Origin of the sequence: Halobacterium salinarum DSM 3754 (assembly GCF_008124605.1) — an archaeon.
In the GTDB taxonomy this organism is placed as follows: Archaea; Halobacteriota; Halobacteria; order Halobacteriales; family Halobacteriaceae; genus Halobacterium; species Halobacterium salinarum.
Window position 1 is genome coordinate 283072 of sequence record NZ_VRYN01000001.1, and the last position, 14743, is coordinate 297814.

Here is a 14743-nt window from a genome sequence, read left to right on the forward strand (position 1 = left end):
GAGCCACGACCTTAGTTGTTTTGCACTGTTTTGCTCAGAGTAGCACTTGAACATGGTGTTCTCCTGGAACGTGATGGGGCTGGGGCACTCGCGGGCGTCCGGGTTCGCGCCGGCGACCGAGTTCCGGTGGGTGCACCCCACGCCGGACGCCACGGCGACCCCGAGCCGGGCCGTGACCGGTGATGTCAACGCGGCCTGGCGGTTCTGGCAGTCGAGTCGCGCCCGCGACCGCCTCCAGGGGCTGGCGCTACACACCGACGAGTCGTGGGCGCTGGCGGAGCTCACGCGCGACCGGCTGGCGGCGGCCAGCAGCGAGCGCGACGCCCTCCTGGTGGTGCAAGACGACGCCGCCGGCACGGAGGGGTTCACCTTCCGGGCGCGAACCTACGACCGGGAGAACGCCGACGGCGTCACCGAGACGTGGGCGGAGTACGGCGTCGCCGGCTGGACTGACGCCGAGGCCTGCCGGGACATCCTGGCGGCGGTCGCGCGCGACGCCGCGCGCGTCGACGCGGATCGCACCCGGGTGTTGCTCCCCGAGGACGTGGGCATGGTCAGCGACGTGGCGGTGACCCGCACGGACATCGGCGACACGCCTGATTTCGTGCTGGCCGCCGACCTCACGAGCGACTACCGGGCGTAGTCACCACGTGGTGGCCACCACTCCGGGGTAGTCCGCGAGCACGCCGTCCACACCGGCCCGCCGGCAGCGCGTGGCGTCCAGCCAGGTGTCGACGGTCCAGGCGTTCACCGTCAGGCCGGCGTCGTGTGCGCGCGCCACGAGCGAGGTGTCCTCGATGCGGTCGACGGGCGGGTGCAGCGCCGCACAGTCGGCCGCGGCGGCGCGAGCCAGCCCGCGCTGGCCGTCGACGCACAGCGCCGCGCGCGGAACGCCGGGGGCGGCGTCCCGGGCCGCGGCGAGTGCGCCGTCGAAAAACGACGAGAACATCACGGGCGTGTCGGCGACCGCGGCGGCCACGCTGTCGACGAACGGCTGCCAGCGCGACTGCGGGGGGCCGTCGGTTCCGGGCGTGGTCACACACCCGGGGGATTTGAGTTCGACGTGCAGCGTGGTGTCGCCGGTGACGGCGTCGGCGATGGCGGCGAGCGTCGGCACGCCCGCCCCGGACCCGAGCACGTCGGCGTCGGCCAGCGCGTCCGGGGTGGCGTCCCACACGGCCCCGGTGGCGTCGGTGATCCCGCGGGCACCGTCGGCGTCGTCGAGGCGGTGGTCGTGGAAGACGACCGGCGTGCCATCGCGGGCGGGTTGGACGTCGACCTCGATGCCGTCCGCGCGGTCGACGGCCCCGCGAACCGCGGCGAGCGTGTTCTCGGGTGCGACGCCGGCGAACCCGCGGTGTGCGAGCAGGCGCATCAGCCCCCACTGACCGGCGGGAACATCGCCAGTTCGTCGCCGGCAGCGATCGCGGTGTCGAGGTCGTCGGCGTCGACGGTGACGCCGTTGACGAGCACGTTGACGTGTGCTGCGAGGCTGCCGTCGGCGGCGAGCACGCGGTCGCCGAGCGCCGGGTAGTCGGCCACCAGCGCGTCGAGGGCGTCCTGTACGGTGGGGTCGTCGGTGGGCACGGCGACGGTCACGGTGTCGTCGCCCGCCACCTCCGAGAGGTCGGCGAACAGCTGCCACTCCATACCACTACGTCGTCGGCCGCCCGGCATATGTGCTGCGGGGTCGCCACAGCCCGGCGGCGTCGCCGCGCTTATTACGTGGGGCGTCGGCGTAGCCGTATGGACGGCGCCGAGCGCGTGCCCGGGCGGCTCGCGGTGGCGTTGACCCTGGTGGTCGCGGTGTTGTCCGTCGCCACCGGCGTCGTCGGCATCATCGACCCCGGCACGGGGTTCGGGCCGGTGGCGGAGTACGTGCCGGCGTGGGTCAGCCAGGCCGCCGGGTTCACGGGCGCGCTCACTGGGTTCCTGTTGGTGGTGAGCGCGGGCGGGCTGCGGCGCGGGCTCCGGGCGGCGTGGTACTCGACGGTGGTTCTGCTGCCGGTCACCGCCGCCCAGGGGCTGTTGCAGGCGACGCCGTACTCGGTGCCGCTGGTGGTGGTGTCGGTGGGGTCGCTTCCCGTCGTCGGCGTCACCGCCGGCCGGTTCACGGGTCGCACGCCGCGGTCCACGAGCCAGCTCGCCGTCGGCACCGGACTCATCGGGGTGCTGGCGTACGGCACCGTCGGCACGTACGCGCTCCGCGGCGACGACGGCTTCCGGGCGGTGTCGACGGTGCTCGACGCGTTCTACTACACGCTGGTCACCGCCACCACAGTCGGGTACGGCGACATCACACCCACCACGCAGGCCGCGCGGCTGTTCTCGCTGTCCGTGCTCGTGAGCGGCGCTGCGAGCTTCGCGGTTGCGCTCACGACCCTGATCGGGCCGGCCCTGGAAGCGCGCCTCGCGAACGTCCTTGGACGCATGACACAACGCGACCTCGACGCCCTCAACGATCACGTGGTCGTTGCGGGGTACGGCGATCTCACGGAACCGATTCTGACAGAGCTCGACCGCGGCCCCGGCGAGTACGTCGTGGTGACCAGCGACGACCGGAGCGTGACCGCGCTGCGGGAGCGCGACCTGCACGTGCTCGTGGCGGAGCCGGCCGACGACGAGGCGCTGACGCGGGCGGGCGTCGACCGCGCTCGCGCCGTCGTCGCGGCGACCAACGACGACGGCGAGGACGCACTCGTGGTGTTGACCGTGCGGGAATCCCACCCGGATGTGGCGGTGGTCGCGGCCGCCAGCGACCAGGAGAACGAGGCGAAACTCCGGCGCGCGGGCGCCGACACCGTGATCAGCCCGGCGGTCATCGGCGGTCGGCTGATCGCGCAATCCGCGCTGGGCGACCGCGACGCCGAGCGCAAGGCCCACGACGTGGTCGGGGACGCCGCCGACCCGTAGCCGGCCGGGTCACCCCATGTGGACGAGCGCGACGTCGGTGTCGAGGTCCGCGACGCGCTCGTAGGTGGGCCGCGAGAAGAACTTCGAGGCGGCCGACCGGTCGGTGCTGGCGCCGAGCAACACCAGATCGTAGTGGCTGTCGTTGCGTTCGATGAACGACTCCACGGACGACCGCGAAACCCGGGTTTCGCAGCTCGTGTCGACGACGTCAGTGAGGCTGGCGAGCGACGACTCCGCCCGGCGGCGGTCGCGCTCGGACTCGACACACGAGCACGCGCTGACCGTGCCGTCGTGGCCGGCGAGGCGCGCGGCGTAATCCAGCATCGCGTGTGCGACGTCTGACGCCGACCGCACGGGCACCATGATGCGCTTCCAGTCGGTGGTGTCGTCGCCGGCCTGCAGCGCCACCACGTCGACGGAGGATCCGAACAGCGTCGTGACGAACGGCGACAGCCCGCCGTCGAAGTCGCCCGCGTCGTCGCCGGCGGCGAGCGGCGTCACGACCAGATCGCAGTTGGCCTCGTCGGCGGTTGCCAGCACGGTCTTGGCGGGGTCGTTGTCGGCGACCGCGACCACGACCTCACACTGCACGCCGACCGCCGTTTCGACGCGCGAGGCCTGGGTTTCGAGGCGCTGGGCGGCGGTTTCGGCGGCGTCCTGCTCGGCGGGCGAGGCGGCGTTCTCGACGCGCGCGTCGTCGTCGGGTGCGGTCCGGATGCAGTTGCGCCGCGCGGCCGCCACGTCCGCGTCGTCGACGATGTCGAGCAACACCACTTTGCCGGCGTCGTGGGCGGCCGCCAGGCGCGCGCCCAGCATCGCCGCCTTCGAAGCCCGAGGCCCGCGCATCGGGACGACGACGTGGTCGTCGGCCGCCGTGGTGTGGTAGAGGTAGCGGGCGCGCTCCTCGTAGACCTGTCTGCGCCAGACCACGAACACCACGGCGACCAGCGACGACGACAGCGCGACACCGGCCACGTACGCGACGCCGGCGTTCCCAGTGAACAGCGCGAGCAGCGCCGTCGAGAACGCCGTCGGGAGCTCCAGGCCCAGCAGCCACGTCGCGCCGCCGGTGGCGAGCACGGCGAGCGCCGCCGCCCCGGCGTCGACGCCGACCGCGGAGGGGGCCACGTCGTAGACGGCCGTGGCGACGACCGTGACCGCACCCCACCCACAGAGCGCGCCGACGGTCATGCCAGCCACGAACGTGACGGGGTCGGCGTACTGGCCGTCGGGGTCCGAGAACAGCGTGTACGTGCCCGACGCCAGCGGCGGGAACAACAGAAACGACACCGCGCCGATGGTGTTCGACAACAGCGTTACCAGCCCGACGAGCAGGGGCACGAACAACAGCACCGACGCGTGCAGGAGGTTGCTCGTGGTTTCCAGCCACCGCCGGAGCTGGCGGAGTTCGCGCCGCTCGATGCGCGCAACACGGCGGCGCGCGGCGGCGAGTCGACGGCGGACCTCCGGGAGCACAACACCACAGCAGTCCGGTCGGTGACTGTTTGTGTGTTTCGCTCCCGCACGCCCGCGAGCTACGACAGGGCGACGACCGCGTCGAGGGCGATGTCGATCGCCCGCGAGACGTTGTTCTGTGCCTTCTCGGGTAGCTCGTCGTCGCTGTCGGCGCCCTTCTGAGTGCCCGCGACCAGGTTGCCGTCGACGGTACAGATCGCGCCCGCGGCGAGGCCGCGCCGCCGCGCCAGCGAGAACACGGTCGCGGCCTCCATCTCGATGCCCAGCAGGTTCGCGGCCTCCCAGTCGGCGACGTAGTCGTCGCTCTCGTTGTAGAAGGCGTCGTCGCTGACGATGGGGCCGACGTGGACCGTCGCCCCGGCGGGACCGTCGGCGGCTGCGGACTGCTCGTGGTCGCCGACACCCTCGGTGGCTTCGGCGGCGTCGACGAGCTCCGCGAGCACACTGTACGCCGGGACCGCGGGGTACGTCGCGGACTCGTAGCGCTTGCTCGTGCCTTCGGCTTTGGCGGCGCCGTTGGCGACGATCATGTCACCGACCTCGACGCCGGCCTGGAGGCCCCCGATGGTGCCCACGCGGATGACCGTCTGGACGCCGACTTTCGCGAGCTCCTCGATGGCGATGGCGGCGCTCGGGCAGCCGATCCCGGTCGAGCAGATCGTGAGCGAAACCCCCTCGTAGGTGGCGTTGACGACCTTGTACTCGCGGTTCTCCGCGACGACCTCGCTGTCGTCGCAGTGGCTGGCGATGCGGTCGACACGCCCCGGGTCCCCGGGGAGCAACGCGACATCATTAACATCGCCGTCCTCGACGAGCAGGTGGGGTTGTTTGGCCATACGCGGGGTTGTGCTGGTGGCGAGAAAAAGCCGTGGATCCGGTGGCGGTCAGAACTGGCTGTCGAGAAACGACGCGGCGTCGGCGCGCGTCGGCGCGGTGCGCGCGCCCTCGTGTTGGGCGGCGAGCGCGCCGCAGGCGTTGCCGAACTCCAGGGCGCGCTCGTGGTCGCCGCCGTCAAGCACCACGGCGACGAACCCGGCGGCGAACGCGTCGCCTGCGCCGGTCGTGTCCACGGGATCGACCGCGAACCCGGGGTGGGTGACCGACCCGCTGGGGGTGTGGACGGTCGCGCCCTCGGAGCCGTGTTTGACGACGACGACGCGGTCGCTGTCGGGGGCGGTCGGGCCGCCGTCGTCGTCGAGGACGGCGCCGGCTTCGTTGTCGTTGACGAACAGGATGTCGGTGCGGGCGAGCGCGTCGCCGTAGTCGCGGTCGCGGAGCCGACGCCCCGGATCGAAGGAGACGGTGGCGTCGTGCTCCCGGGCGAGGGCCGTGAGGCGGGCGGCGGTGGCGGGGCGCTGGCTCGTGAGGTGGACGTGCTCGCAGTCCGCGCCGACCACCGCGGGGTCGAGGTCACCGGGCGCGACGGCCTCGTTTGCGCCGTCGTTGCCGAGCACCATGACCTCCCCACGGCTGTCCACCAGGAGGTATTTGACGCTCGTTTCGAGGCCGTCGACGACGCGCAGGCCGGCGAGGTCGACGCCGGCGGCCTGGAGTTCGCGCTGCGCGAGCAGGCCGTGTTCGTCGTCGCCGACGCTCCCGACGAGGCCGGCGTCGATGTCGAAGCCGGCGAGCGCGCACGCGACGTTGGCGGCGCTGCCACCGCCCGAGCGCCGCTGGGAGACGATCTCGGCTTCCCCGTCGGGTTCGGGGAGCGCATCCACGCGGAGCGTGACATCCCAGTTGACGTGGCCGGCGGCGACGACGCGGCTCATACCAGCGGCCAGCGGCCGCGGCGGCTAAAAGCCTGTGGGGTTGGCGGCGATGAACAACACTACGTTGTGCACGCCGGGGCCGAGCCCGACCGCGGCCACGAGCCCGAGGATCGCGGTGCCCTCCTGGGGGCGGTCGCGGACCGACTCCGCGAGCAGAACGACGACGCCGGCCGCCAACGCCAGTTTCACGACCACGAACAGCCAGCCGCCGCCGACGACGGGCGCGGTCGGCAGCGCCCGCGCGAGCTCGATGATGGCGGTCGACAGCGGGGTTTGTTCGCCGTACCCCAGGGCGTCGACGCCGACGGCCGTCGAGGTCGCGTCGAGGGCGTGCCCGAAGACCGCGAGCACGCCGGCCACGCCGACCGCGCGCGTGTCAGTGGGGCGGATGCGGGCCAGGAGCCGCCAGCTGCCGGCGGTGAGCACCAGCGCCGCGCCGACCGCGCCCAACGGCCACGCGAGCGTGAGCGTGCCGGCGGTCCAGCCACGCGCGAGCGCGGCGGTGATCGGGACGGCAGCGGCGACAGCGCCGACGCCAGCGAGCAGCACTTGCGGCCGCGCGCCGAACCGGCGGACGGCCAGCCACGTCGCGCCGGCGGCGGCGGCGGTGGTCGCGTAGACGATGGGCGACCCGAAGACGGGGGCGACGGCCGACGGATACAGCCCGAGTTGGTGGCAGGCGTAGAGGCTCGATCCGGCGACCATCCAGGGCGCGAGCGCGAGCACGGCCCGTCCGTCGACGGTTGGCGGGTCGCGTCGCAGCCCCACGAGCACGGCGGCCGCCAGCGCCGCGACGGCGAGGAGGTGTGGCAGCGGCGGGAGCGCGAACCCCGAGGGGAGCACGGCGATGGTGTCCATACGGGGTGGCGTCACGCTCGCGGTGAAAGTGTTGCCTTTCGGGTCAGTCCTCGGCCCACGGTTCGGTGGTGCCGTCGCCGTACAGCTCCCGCATCAGGGTGACGATGCTCTCGGGGGGGAACTGCCCGCGCTCGGTGACGATGGCGTCGACGTACCGCGGGGGCGTCACGTCGAACGCGGGGTTCTCGACGTCGGGCGCGCCGAGTTGGTGGCGGTCGGCGGCGGCCAGCACCTCGGTTTCGTCGCGCATCTCGATCTCGACGGTGTTGCCGGTGAGGGTGTCCGGATGCAGTTTCAGCGTTTGGGCCGCAACCATCACGGGCACGCCGCGCTCGCGGGCGACCACGGCGAGCATGCTGGTGCCGATCTTGTTGATGACCGAGCCATCGGCGGCGATGGAGTCCGCGCCCACGAGCACGTGGTCGACGGCGTCGAGGTAGCGACGCCCCGCGTTGTCGACGATCAGCGTCACCGGCACCCCCCACTCGCGGAGCTGGTCGGCGGTGATGTGGCCCTGCTTGCGGGGGCGGGTCTCCTTGACCACGGCTTCAATGTGTTTGCCGTCGTCGAGGGCGGCTTTCACGCACGCCAGGGCGTCCGTGGAGTGGCAGTGGGTCATCACGGTGTCGCCGTCCCGCAGCCGGTTGGCGCCGATCGCGCCCAGGTCGTCCTGGGCGCGGTCGAGTTGCTGGCGGAAGGCGTCGGCGGCGTCGGTGACCGACGCCCGCAGCGCGGCCACCGTCTCCCCGTCGGTGTTGCCGAGCACGTACCGGAGGGCGTTCGGGAGGCTCACCGCCGTCGGGCGGGTGTCCCGGAGGTGGCGGGCCGCCGCCCGAAGCTCCGCGCGGAACGCGGCGGGCGAGTCGGCGTCGCTGTCGGTGGCCTGGGATTCGAGCGCGTCGGCGGCCGCCCGCGCGATGGTTGCCGCGCCCCGGATCTCCATGTCGGCGATGTCGTCGGCGGTCGCCCGCACGTCCTCGGTGACCATACTCGGGCTACGCGCCCACGAAGAAAAGGGTTCGGCGACGCGTCAGTTCTCGTCGGTGTCGGCCGACGCCGCGCGCGCGTCGAACTGATCGAGCAGGTCGTTGAGCGTTGACACCTGGTCGTCGAGGTCGTCGGCGCGCCCGGCGACCTCCGAGACCGACGCCGCCTGTTCCTCGGCGGCCGCCGACACCTGCTGGGACTCGGTGGCGGTGCGGTCGCTGAGGTCCGTGACCTCGTCGATCATCGTGACGACCTCCTCGGTGGAGGCCGCCTGCTCGTCGGTGGCGTCGCTGATCGACTGCACGCTGCCGTTTGCGGCCTCGACCTGGTCGCCGATGTCGTCGAGCGCCGCCAGCGCCGCCTCGATGGTCTCGCTGCCGGCGTCGACGCGGTCGCCGAGTTCGGACATGTCCGCGACCGTGTCCGCGACGTCGGCCTGCACGTCGTCGACCAGCGTCTCGATCTCCGTGGCCGATTCTTTGACCTCATCGGCGAGGTCCTTGACCTCGTCGGCGACCACCGCGAAGCCGTCGCCGCTCTTGTCGGCGCGGGCGGCCTCGATGTTGGCGTTCAACGCCAGCATGTTCGTCTGCTCGGCGATGTCCGTGATGACGCCGGTCACGTCGCCGATGGCGTCGACGGCCTCCTCCAGGGCGGTCACGCGCTCGACGGCGCTGTCGGCGGTCGCCTCGATGCGTTCGAGTTCGGCGACGGCGTCCTCGCCGAGCTCCTGGCCGCGCTCGCTCTCGGTGGCGGCCTGGTTGACCGTCTCGGCGACGTCGTCGGCGCTGGCCGCGATCTCCTCGACGGTCGCGGACAGCGACGTGACCTCGTCGCCGACCGTGCCGAGGCGGTCGCGTTGCTGGTCGGCGTCCGCGGAGATGTCCTGGACGGATTCGCTGACCTGGTCGCTGGCGCTGCGGATCTCCGCGGCGCTCGTGGACACGTCGGTGCTGGCGGCGTCGACCGCGTCGGCGATCGACCGCACCTGTGCCAGCGTGGCTTCCACGTCGCCCATCATGTCGTTGAACGCCTCGGCGATGTCCTGCATCGGCTCGCTGTCGACGTCCTCGTCGAGGCGTCTGGTCAGGTCACCGGCCGCCGCGGCCGCCATCTCGTCGCTGTACTCGGCGGCGCGACGCTCCAGGCGCTCGTTCAACCGCTCCGAGGCTGCACGCGCCTCTTCGGCGTCTTTGCGCGTCTGCTCGGCGTCCTCGCGGGCCTCATCGAGGTCCGTGATGAGCGCCTCCAGGCGCGTGTGCATCTGTGAGAGTGACGCGCCGAACGCCCCGGGGAGATCTTCGTCGAGCACGTCCGCGTCGAAGTTCTGGTCGGCGAGCGCGTCGGCCTGGCTGGCGGCCGTGGTGAGATACGTCTGCATCTCCCCGAACGCCCCGACGAGCTGTCCGAGCTCGTCGGTGCGGTCGGTGTCGGGGATCGTGGTGTCGAGGTCGCCGTCGGCGATGGCGGCCGCGACGCCCGCCAGCTCGTCGAGGGCGCTGGACGTGCGCCGCCCGACAGTCAGCCCGACCAGCAGCAGGCCCACGAGTGCCACCACGACGAGGCCGGCGAGGTTCTGCGTGACCTCCGACTGGAGCGCGTACGCCTGCCCGCGGGGGACGTGGTAGGTCAACACCCAGTCGGTGCCGGCGACCGGCGTGTACGCAGTGGCGTACCGGCCGTCGTCCATGCCGGTGCGTTCGGGTTCGGTGTTGTAGACGGTCTGGCCGCTGCGCGCGGTCGCAACCGCAGCCGGAACGTTGCCCGCGGTGTCAGTGTACTGTTCCAGCAGCGCGCGGTTCCGGTTGTCGAGCGTGATGACGCCGTCGCCGTTGACGACTTTCACGTCGCCGGTGGCGATCGGGGAGTTGAACGACTGGGAGTGTTGGGCCAGCGACATGGTCATCACGAGCACCCAGCCGGGTTTGTCCGTGGGCGCAGTCATGGCGACCACGGGGGAGTCGTCGACCTCGTAGGGGTCGGAGACGGACACGTCGGTGGTGCCGTCCTCGATGGTGGACAGCCACGGCGCGTCGCCGGCCTGGAGTGTCGTCCCGGAGCGCGCGTCGTCGGTGCTCGCGACCACGGTGTCCTGGCTCGTGGACACCACGTGGATGGCGCGCACGTCCTGTTGGAGGGTTGCGAGCTGGCGTTCGAGCTGTGGTTTGACGTCGCTCGTCCGGACCGCATCACCCCCGATGTTCGAGGCCAGGAACGTCGTGGTTGATTCTTTCTGTGTGAGCCAGTCGTGCAGCGTTGCGGCCTGTTGTTCGGCGATACCCGACACGCGGCGCTCGGTGTTCTCGCCGACTGTCGACTGGGTTTGGAGGTGGATGTAGCCGCCGGCGGCCGCCACGATGATCACCACCACGAGCAACAACACGTTGAACTTCGCCGCGTAGCTGCCCCGGATGCGCGCGGGGAGCACGCGCTCGAAGAGTCCGCGGTCGATGTCGCTCACGCGTCACCACCGTCCGTGAAGTATCCGGATTTCAGCAGCTCGCGGGTCTCGATACCGGCGTCAGTGAGCTGTTGGATGAGGTAGCCGGTGACCGGTTCGAGGGCGGCGGTGAGGTCGACGTTCCCGGTGGCCCCGTTGTAGTTGAGTTCGCGGCCGGCGTCGATGAGGTCGGTCGCGCGCCCGAAGTCGCCGACGGTGATCGAGTGACCGACGCCGCCGGAGACGGACTGGAGCGCGCCGGCGACGGCGCGCGGAGTCGGGTCGCCGCTGTAGGACGCCGCGAGCAACGCGAGCGCGGCCGCGTCGTAGGCGTTCTCGGTGTACGGCTGCAGCGGGGTGGCGTCGCTGAGGGCGCGCCGGAGGCGCTTGGTACCGACGGTGCTGGCGCTGTTGACGGTCGCGGTGTAGGCGCCGTTCCAGCTGGGTGGCGAGGACGCCGACGCGAGCGCGGAGCTGAGTGCGATTTCGCCGCCGTATTCGCGGCCGACCAGCTCGTCGATGACGCCGCTCGAGGAGCCGGGCGAGCCGATGAACGCGACGGCGTCCGGGTCGGGCGCGAGCGCGTCGTCGACCGGCCCGCCCGGGGTGTCGGTCCCCCCCTGATAGGGGACCGACGCCAGCAGGTCGGCCCCGAGGCGGTCGGCGAGCACGTCGGCCAACGCGGCCCCGAACGCGTTGTCGACGTAGAGGATGGTGGCCGTGTCGGCGGCGGCGTACATGTCGTCGTCGACGATCTTCGCCATGACGGCGGCCTGCTGGCTGTCGTTGGGGCAGGTGCGGGCGACGAACTTCTGGCCGTCGCTGCGGCCCGCGGTGGCGATCGCGGGCGCGGTTGTGGAGGGGCTGACGAGGAGCTGTGCGTCCGCGGCGGCCTGCTCGGTGAGCGCCGTCGTCACGCCGCTGAGCACGGGGCCGACGATCGCCAGGGGGGACTCGTCGGCGGCGAGCGTGGCGTACCGGTCGGCCGCCACCGACGGGTCAGCTTCGGTGTCTTTCGAGACGTGGACGACATCGCGGCCGTTGATCCCGCCGCCGCGGTTGGCGTGCTCGACGGCGGTGTCGATGGCGCGCTGGTGGTCGGCGGCGAGGGCACCGAGTGAGCCGGGGCCGGACAGCGGGAGCAGCGAGCCGACGGTGACGGGCTGGCCTGCCCCCCCGACGCCGGCACAGCCAGCGAGCCCGGTGGCTGCGGTGGCTCCGATCGCGCCCAACCATTCTCGTCTGGTCGTGCTATGCATACTCAATCACTGCTAACTGTCGCATTTCAACCTTCGGGTGGCGTTATCAGCGAAGAGAGCCACGGAATATTTCCACGCGCCGGGCTGTTGTCCGGGTATGGACCGCGAGACACTCGCCGCCCGCATCGACCACACCGTGCTGGGACCGACCACGACACGCGCGGACGTGTTGAGCGTGGTCGACGACGCCGAAGCCCACGGGATGAACGTCTGTATCCCGCCGTGTTACGTCGCCGACGCCCGCGACCACGCGTCCGCCGACCGCACCATCGCCACCGTGATCGGGTTCCCACACGGCACGCAGGCAACCAGCGTGAAGGTCGCGGCCGCGGAGCACGCGCACGCCGACGGCGCGGACGAACTCGACCTCGTGATCCCCATCGGCCGACTGAAAGGCGGCGACCACGAGGCGGTGACCGCGGAGATCGCGGCCGTGAACGACGCCACGCCGCTGCCGGTGAAAGTCATCATCGAAACGCCGGTGTTGACCGACGCCGAGAAACACGCCGCCTGCGAGGCGGCGGCCGACGCCGACGCGGCGATGGTGAAGACGGCGACCGGCTTCACCGACGGCGGGGCGACGGTCCCCGACGTGTCGCTGATGAGCGAGTACCTCCCGGTGAAAGCCAGCGGCGGCGTCGGGACGTACGCCGACGCCGCGGCGATGTTCGACGCCGGCGCGGTGCGCATCGGCGCGTCTTCGGGGGTCGACATCGTGGCGTCGTTCGCGGAGTAGGCGCCATCACTGGCGACCGCATGCCTTTTTGCTGCGCGCGGGCAACACATGTACAGCGATGGCCCGCTACCACATCGAAACATACGGGTGCACCTCGAACCGCGGCGAGAGCCGCGACATCGAGCGACGCCTCCGCGACGCCGGCCACCACAAGGTGGAGACGGCGGCTGACGCGGACGTCGCGATCCTCAACACCTGTACGGTCGTCGAGAAAACGGAGCGAAACATGCTCCGGCGGGCCAAAGAACTCGCCGACGAGACCGCCGACCTCATCGTCACGGGCTGCATGGCGCTGGCCCAGGGCGAGGCGTTCGCCGACGCCGACGTGGACGCACAGGTCCTCCACTGGGACGACGTGCCCGAGGCGGTGACGAACGGCGAGTGTCCGACGACGACGCCGGACGCCGAGCCGATCCTGGACGGCGTGGTGGGCATCCTGCCCATCGCGCGCGGCTGCATGAGCAACTGCTCGTACTGCATCACCAAGCAGGCCACCGGCCGCGTGGACTCCCCGCCGGTCGAGGAGAACGTCGAGAAGGCGCGCGCGCTGGTGCACGCCGGCGCGAAGGAGATCCGGATCACCGGCCAGGACACGGGCGTCTACGGCTGGGACACCGGCGAGCGGAAACTCCCCGAGTTGCTGGAGCGCATCGCCACCGAGATCGAGGGCGAGTTCCGGGTGCGCGTGGGGATGGCCAACCCGGGCGGCGTCCACGGCATCCGGGAGGAGCTGGCGGCGGTGTTCGCCGAGCACGACGAGATCTATAATTTCCTACACGCGCCCGTCCAGTCCGGCAGCGACGACGTGCTCGCGGACATGCGCCGCCAACACGAGGTCAGCCAGTACCGCGACATCGTGGAGACGTTCAACGACACCCTCGGGGAGTGGACGCTGTCGACGGACTTCATCGTCGGCTTCCCGACCGAGGACGACGACGACCACGAGGCGTCGATGGACCTCCTGCGGGAGACCCGCCCGGAGAAGATCAACGTCACGCGGTTCTCAAAGCGCCCGGGCACCGACGCCGCCGAGCTGAAGGGGCTGGGCGGGCAGACGAAAAAGGACCGCTCGAAGGCGATGACGGAGCTGAAAATGGACGTGGTTGGGGAAGCCCACGAGTCGATGGTTGGCACCCGGCGTGACGTGCTCGTCGTCGAGGAGGGGACCGGCGACTCGGTGAAATGCTACGACGGCGCGTACCGCCAGGTGATCGTGCAGAACGCCACCGACCACGGACTGGAGCCCGGCGACTTCGCTACCGTGGAGGTCACCAGCCACCAGACCGTCTACGCGTTCGCGGAGCCCGTGGATGCCGCCGCGGTCGACGACGGCCCCGCCGAAACGACCGCGGACTGACCGTTCGCAGGCGGCGCGCTATTCGGGCGCGGTGTCCGCGTCCTTCCATTCGCCGAGTTCCTTCGGGTCGACGTGGACGAACACGTCGTCGACCTCCGGGATGGATTCGAGGTCGAGGATGAGGTCGGTCTCGATGTCGTGGGCCTCGTGCAGCGTCATCTCGCCCTCCACCTCGACGTGAAGGCTGACGTCGATCTCGGGGCCGACGTAGTGGGCAACCACGTCGTGTGCGCCTTCGACGTCCGGATTGTCGAGGGCGCGCCCGAGGATCTGCTCGCGGAGGTCGGCGGGCGGCGCAGCGCCGACCAGGTAGTTGACGTTGTCCCGGACGATCTCGTAGCCGGTGTGGAGGATGCCGGCGGCGACGACGAACGCCGCAAGCGGGTCCAAGACGGGGTAGCCGGTGGCGGAGCCGAGGACGCCGACCAGCGCCGCGCTGGCGGTGAGGATGTCGTTGCGGTTGTCGAGGGCGGTGGCGCGCAGCGCCGGGGAGCGATGATCGGCAGCGACGCCGAGGACGTACCGGTAGAGGGCGTATTTTGCGACTGCGGTGCCGACGAGCACGCCGACCGCGGGGAGGCCGGGAGTGGGGCCGTAGTCGCCCGCGGCCACGGTGGTGGTGGCCTGCCAGAGCACAGCACCGCCGGCGGCGAGCACGCCCAATGCGACCACCAGGGAGACGAACGGTTCGATGCGTTCGTGGCCGTGTGGGTGTTTGAAATCCGGGGGTTGCGTGGTGAGATAGAGGCCGCCGAGAACCACCAGCGAGTACGCCACGTCGGCGAGGCTGTTGATCGCCTCGGAGCCGACCGCGAGGCTGCCGGTCGCCCACCAGGCAGCGCCCTTGGCCGCGACGAGCGCGAGGTTCGCCGCGAGCACGAGCGCACCGACGCGCCGCACTGCGCGCTTGCGCTCCATTGGTCACGCGTAGTGTGGCGGGCAGTA

The 14743-nt window shown here is 71.4% G+C and carries 14 protein-coding genes; 4 read left to right on the forward strand and 10 right to left on the reverse strand.

The window, feature by feature from the left end; translation table 11 throughout:
- Positions 1 to 52 precede the first annotated feature (52 nt).
- Positions 53 to 643, forward strand: a complete 591-nt coding sequence (locus tag APQ99_RS01525; protein WP_244288994.1) for a hypothetical protein — start codon at positions 53 to 55, stop codon at positions 641 to 643.
- Here APQ99_RS01525 and APQ99_RS01530 read toward each other — a convergent pair whose 3' ends face one another.
- Positions 644 to 1375, reverse strand: a complete 732-nt coding sequence (locus tag APQ99_RS01530; RefSeq protein ID WP_010903351.1) for a glycerophosphodiester phosphodiesterase — start codon at positions 1373 to 1375, stop codon at positions 644 to 646.
- The gene (locus APQ99_RS01535; protein WP_012289392.1) at positions 1375 to 1650 is read right to left on the reverse strand and encodes a ubiquitin-like small modifier protein 1; all 276 of its coding nucleotides are present in this window, start codon (positions 1648 to 1650) and stop codon (positions 1375 to 1377) included. Before APQ99_RS01535 ends, APQ99_RS01530 begins: the two co-directional genes overlap by 1 nt.
- Positions 1651 to 1746: 96 nt before the next feature.
- On the opposite strand from APQ99_RS01535, the gene APQ99_RS01540 reads away from it, so the two are divergent.
- A complete protein-coding gene (locus tag APQ99_RS01540) occupies positions 1747 to 2913 on the forward strand; it encodes an NAD-binding protein (protein ID WP_012289393.1) in 1167 nt (388 codons plus the stop codon).
- A 9-nt stretch (positions 2914 to 2922) separates the two neighbouring features.
- Here APQ99_RS01540 and APQ99_RS01545 read toward each other — a convergent pair whose 3' ends face one another.
- From APQ99_RS01545 to basB, 7 genes are read right to left on the reverse strand one after another with little or no spacing between them, the layout of a single operon-like run.
- Positions 2923 to 4389, reverse strand: coding sequence for an HPP family protein (locus APQ99_RS01545; RefSeq protein WP_049892520.1), 1467 nt, complete (start codon positions 4387 to 4389; stop codon positions 2923 to 2925).
- Positions 4390 to 4448: 59 nt separating this feature from the next.
- Entirely contained in the window at positions 4449 to 5225 is a 777-nt protein-coding gene (locus tag APQ99_RS01550; protein WP_010903355.1) for a nucleoside phosphorylase, read from the reverse strand.
- A gap of 48 nt (positions 5226 to 5273) precedes the next feature.
- Positions 5274 to 6161 (reverse strand): carbohydrate kinase family protein, encoded by an 888-nt coding sequence (locus APQ99_RS01555; RefSeq protein WP_010903356.1) that lies wholly within the window; start codon positions 6159 to 6161, stop codon positions 5274 to 5276.
- A gap of 24 nt (positions 6162 to 6185) precedes the next feature.
- Positions 6186 to 7010, reverse strand: a complete 825-nt coding sequence (locus APQ99_RS01560; RefSeq protein WP_049892606.1) for a DUF63 family protein — start codon at positions 7008 to 7010, stop codon at positions 6186 to 6188.
- 52 nt (positions 7011 to 7062) lie between these two features.
- Positions 7063 to 8007, reverse strand: a complete 945-nt coding sequence (locus APQ99_RS01565; RefSeq protein ID WP_010903358.1) for a ribose 1,5-bisphosphate isomerase — start codon at positions 8005 to 8007, stop codon at positions 7063 to 7065.
- A gap of 42 nt (positions 8008 to 8049) precedes the next feature.
- Positions 8050 to 10467 carry a chemotaxis signal transducer protein BasT gene (basT, locus tag APQ99_RS01570; protein ID WP_012289396.1) on the reverse strand — a complete coding sequence of 806 codons (2418 nt, stop codon included), beginning with the start codon at positions 10465 to 10467 and terminating at the stop codon, positions 8050 to 8052.
- Positions 10464 to 11705 carry a chemotactic signal transduction system substrate-binding protein BasB gene (basB, locus tag APQ99_RS01575; protein ID WP_010903360.1) on the reverse strand — a complete coding sequence of 414 codons (1242 nt, stop codon included), beginning with the start codon at positions 11703 to 11705 and terminating at the stop codon, positions 10464 to 10466. Before basB ends, basT begins: the two co-directional genes overlap by 4 nt.
- A gap of 97 nt (positions 11706 to 11802) precedes the next feature.
- Between basB and deoC the strand changes: the two genes are divergently transcribed.
- Positions 11803 to 12441 carry a deoxyribose-phosphate aldolase gene (gene deoC, locus APQ99_RS01580; protein ID WP_010903361.1) on the forward strand — a complete coding sequence of 213 codons (639 nt, stop codon included), beginning with the start codon at positions 11803 to 11805 and terminating at the stop codon, positions 12439 to 12441.
- A gap of 58 nt (positions 12442 to 12499) precedes the next feature.
- Complete coding sequence (locus APQ99_RS01585; RefSeq protein WP_010903362.1) at positions 12500 to 13798, forward strand: tRNA (N(6)-L-threonylcarbamoyladenosine(37)-C(2))-methylthiotransferase; 1299 nt, start codon at positions 12500 to 12502, stop codon at positions 13796 to 13798.
- An 18-nt stretch (positions 13799 to 13816) separates the two neighbouring features.
- On the opposite strand, the gene APQ99_RS01590 is transcribed toward APQ99_RS01585, so the two are convergent.
- Positions 13817 to 14716 carry a cation diffusion facilitator family transporter gene (locus APQ99_RS01590; RefSeq protein WP_010903363.1) on the reverse strand — a complete coding sequence of 300 codons (900 nt, stop codon included), beginning with the start codon at positions 14714 to 14716 and terminating at the stop codon, positions 13817 to 13819.
- Between the last annotated feature and the right edge of the window lie 27 nt (positions 14717 to 14743).

Coding starts and splice junctions, on each gene's coding strand:
- APQ99_RS01535 (WP_012289392.1), bottom strand. CDS start 1,650: ATGGAGTGGCAGCTGTTCGCCGACCTCTCGGAGGTGGCGGGCGACGAC.
- APQ99_RS01540 (WP_012289393.1), top strand. CDS start 1,747: ATGGACGGCGCCGAGCGCGTGCCCGGGCGGCTCGCGGTGGCGTTGACC.
- basB (WP_010903360.1), bottom strand. CDS start 11,705: ATGCATAGCACGACCAGACGAGAATGGTTGGGCGCGATCGGAGCCACC.
- APQ99_RS01550 (WP_010903355.1), bottom strand. CDS start 5,225: ATGGCCAAACAACCCCACCTGCTCGTCGAGGACGGCGATGTTAATGAT.
- APQ99_RS01565 (WP_010903358.1), bottom strand. CDS start 8,007: ATGGTCACCGAGGACGTGCGGGCGACCGCCGACGACATCGCCGACATG.
- APQ99_RS01555 (WP_010903356.1), bottom strand. CDS start 6,161: ATGAGCCGCGTCGTCGCCGCCGGCCACGTCAACTGGGATGTCACGCTC.
- APQ99_RS01585 (WP_010903362.1), top strand. CDS start 12,500: ATGGCCCGCTACCACATCGAAACATACGGGTGCACCTCGAACCGCGGC.
- deoC (WP_010903361.1), top strand. CDS start 11,803: ATGGACCGCGAGACACTCGCCGCCCGCATCGACCACACCGTGCTGGGA.
- APQ99_RS01530 (WP_010903351.1), bottom strand. CDS start 1,375: ATGCGCCTGCTCGCACACCGCGGGTTCGCCGGCGTCGCACCCGAGAAC.
- APQ99_RS01525 (WP_244288994.1), top strand. CDS start 53: ATGGTGTTCTCCTGGAACGTGATGGGGCTGGGGCACTCGCGGGCGTCC.
- APQ99_RS01590 (WP_010903363.1), bottom strand. CDS start 14,716: ATGGAGCGCAAGCGCGCAGTGCGGCGCGTCGGTGCGCTCGTGCTCGCG.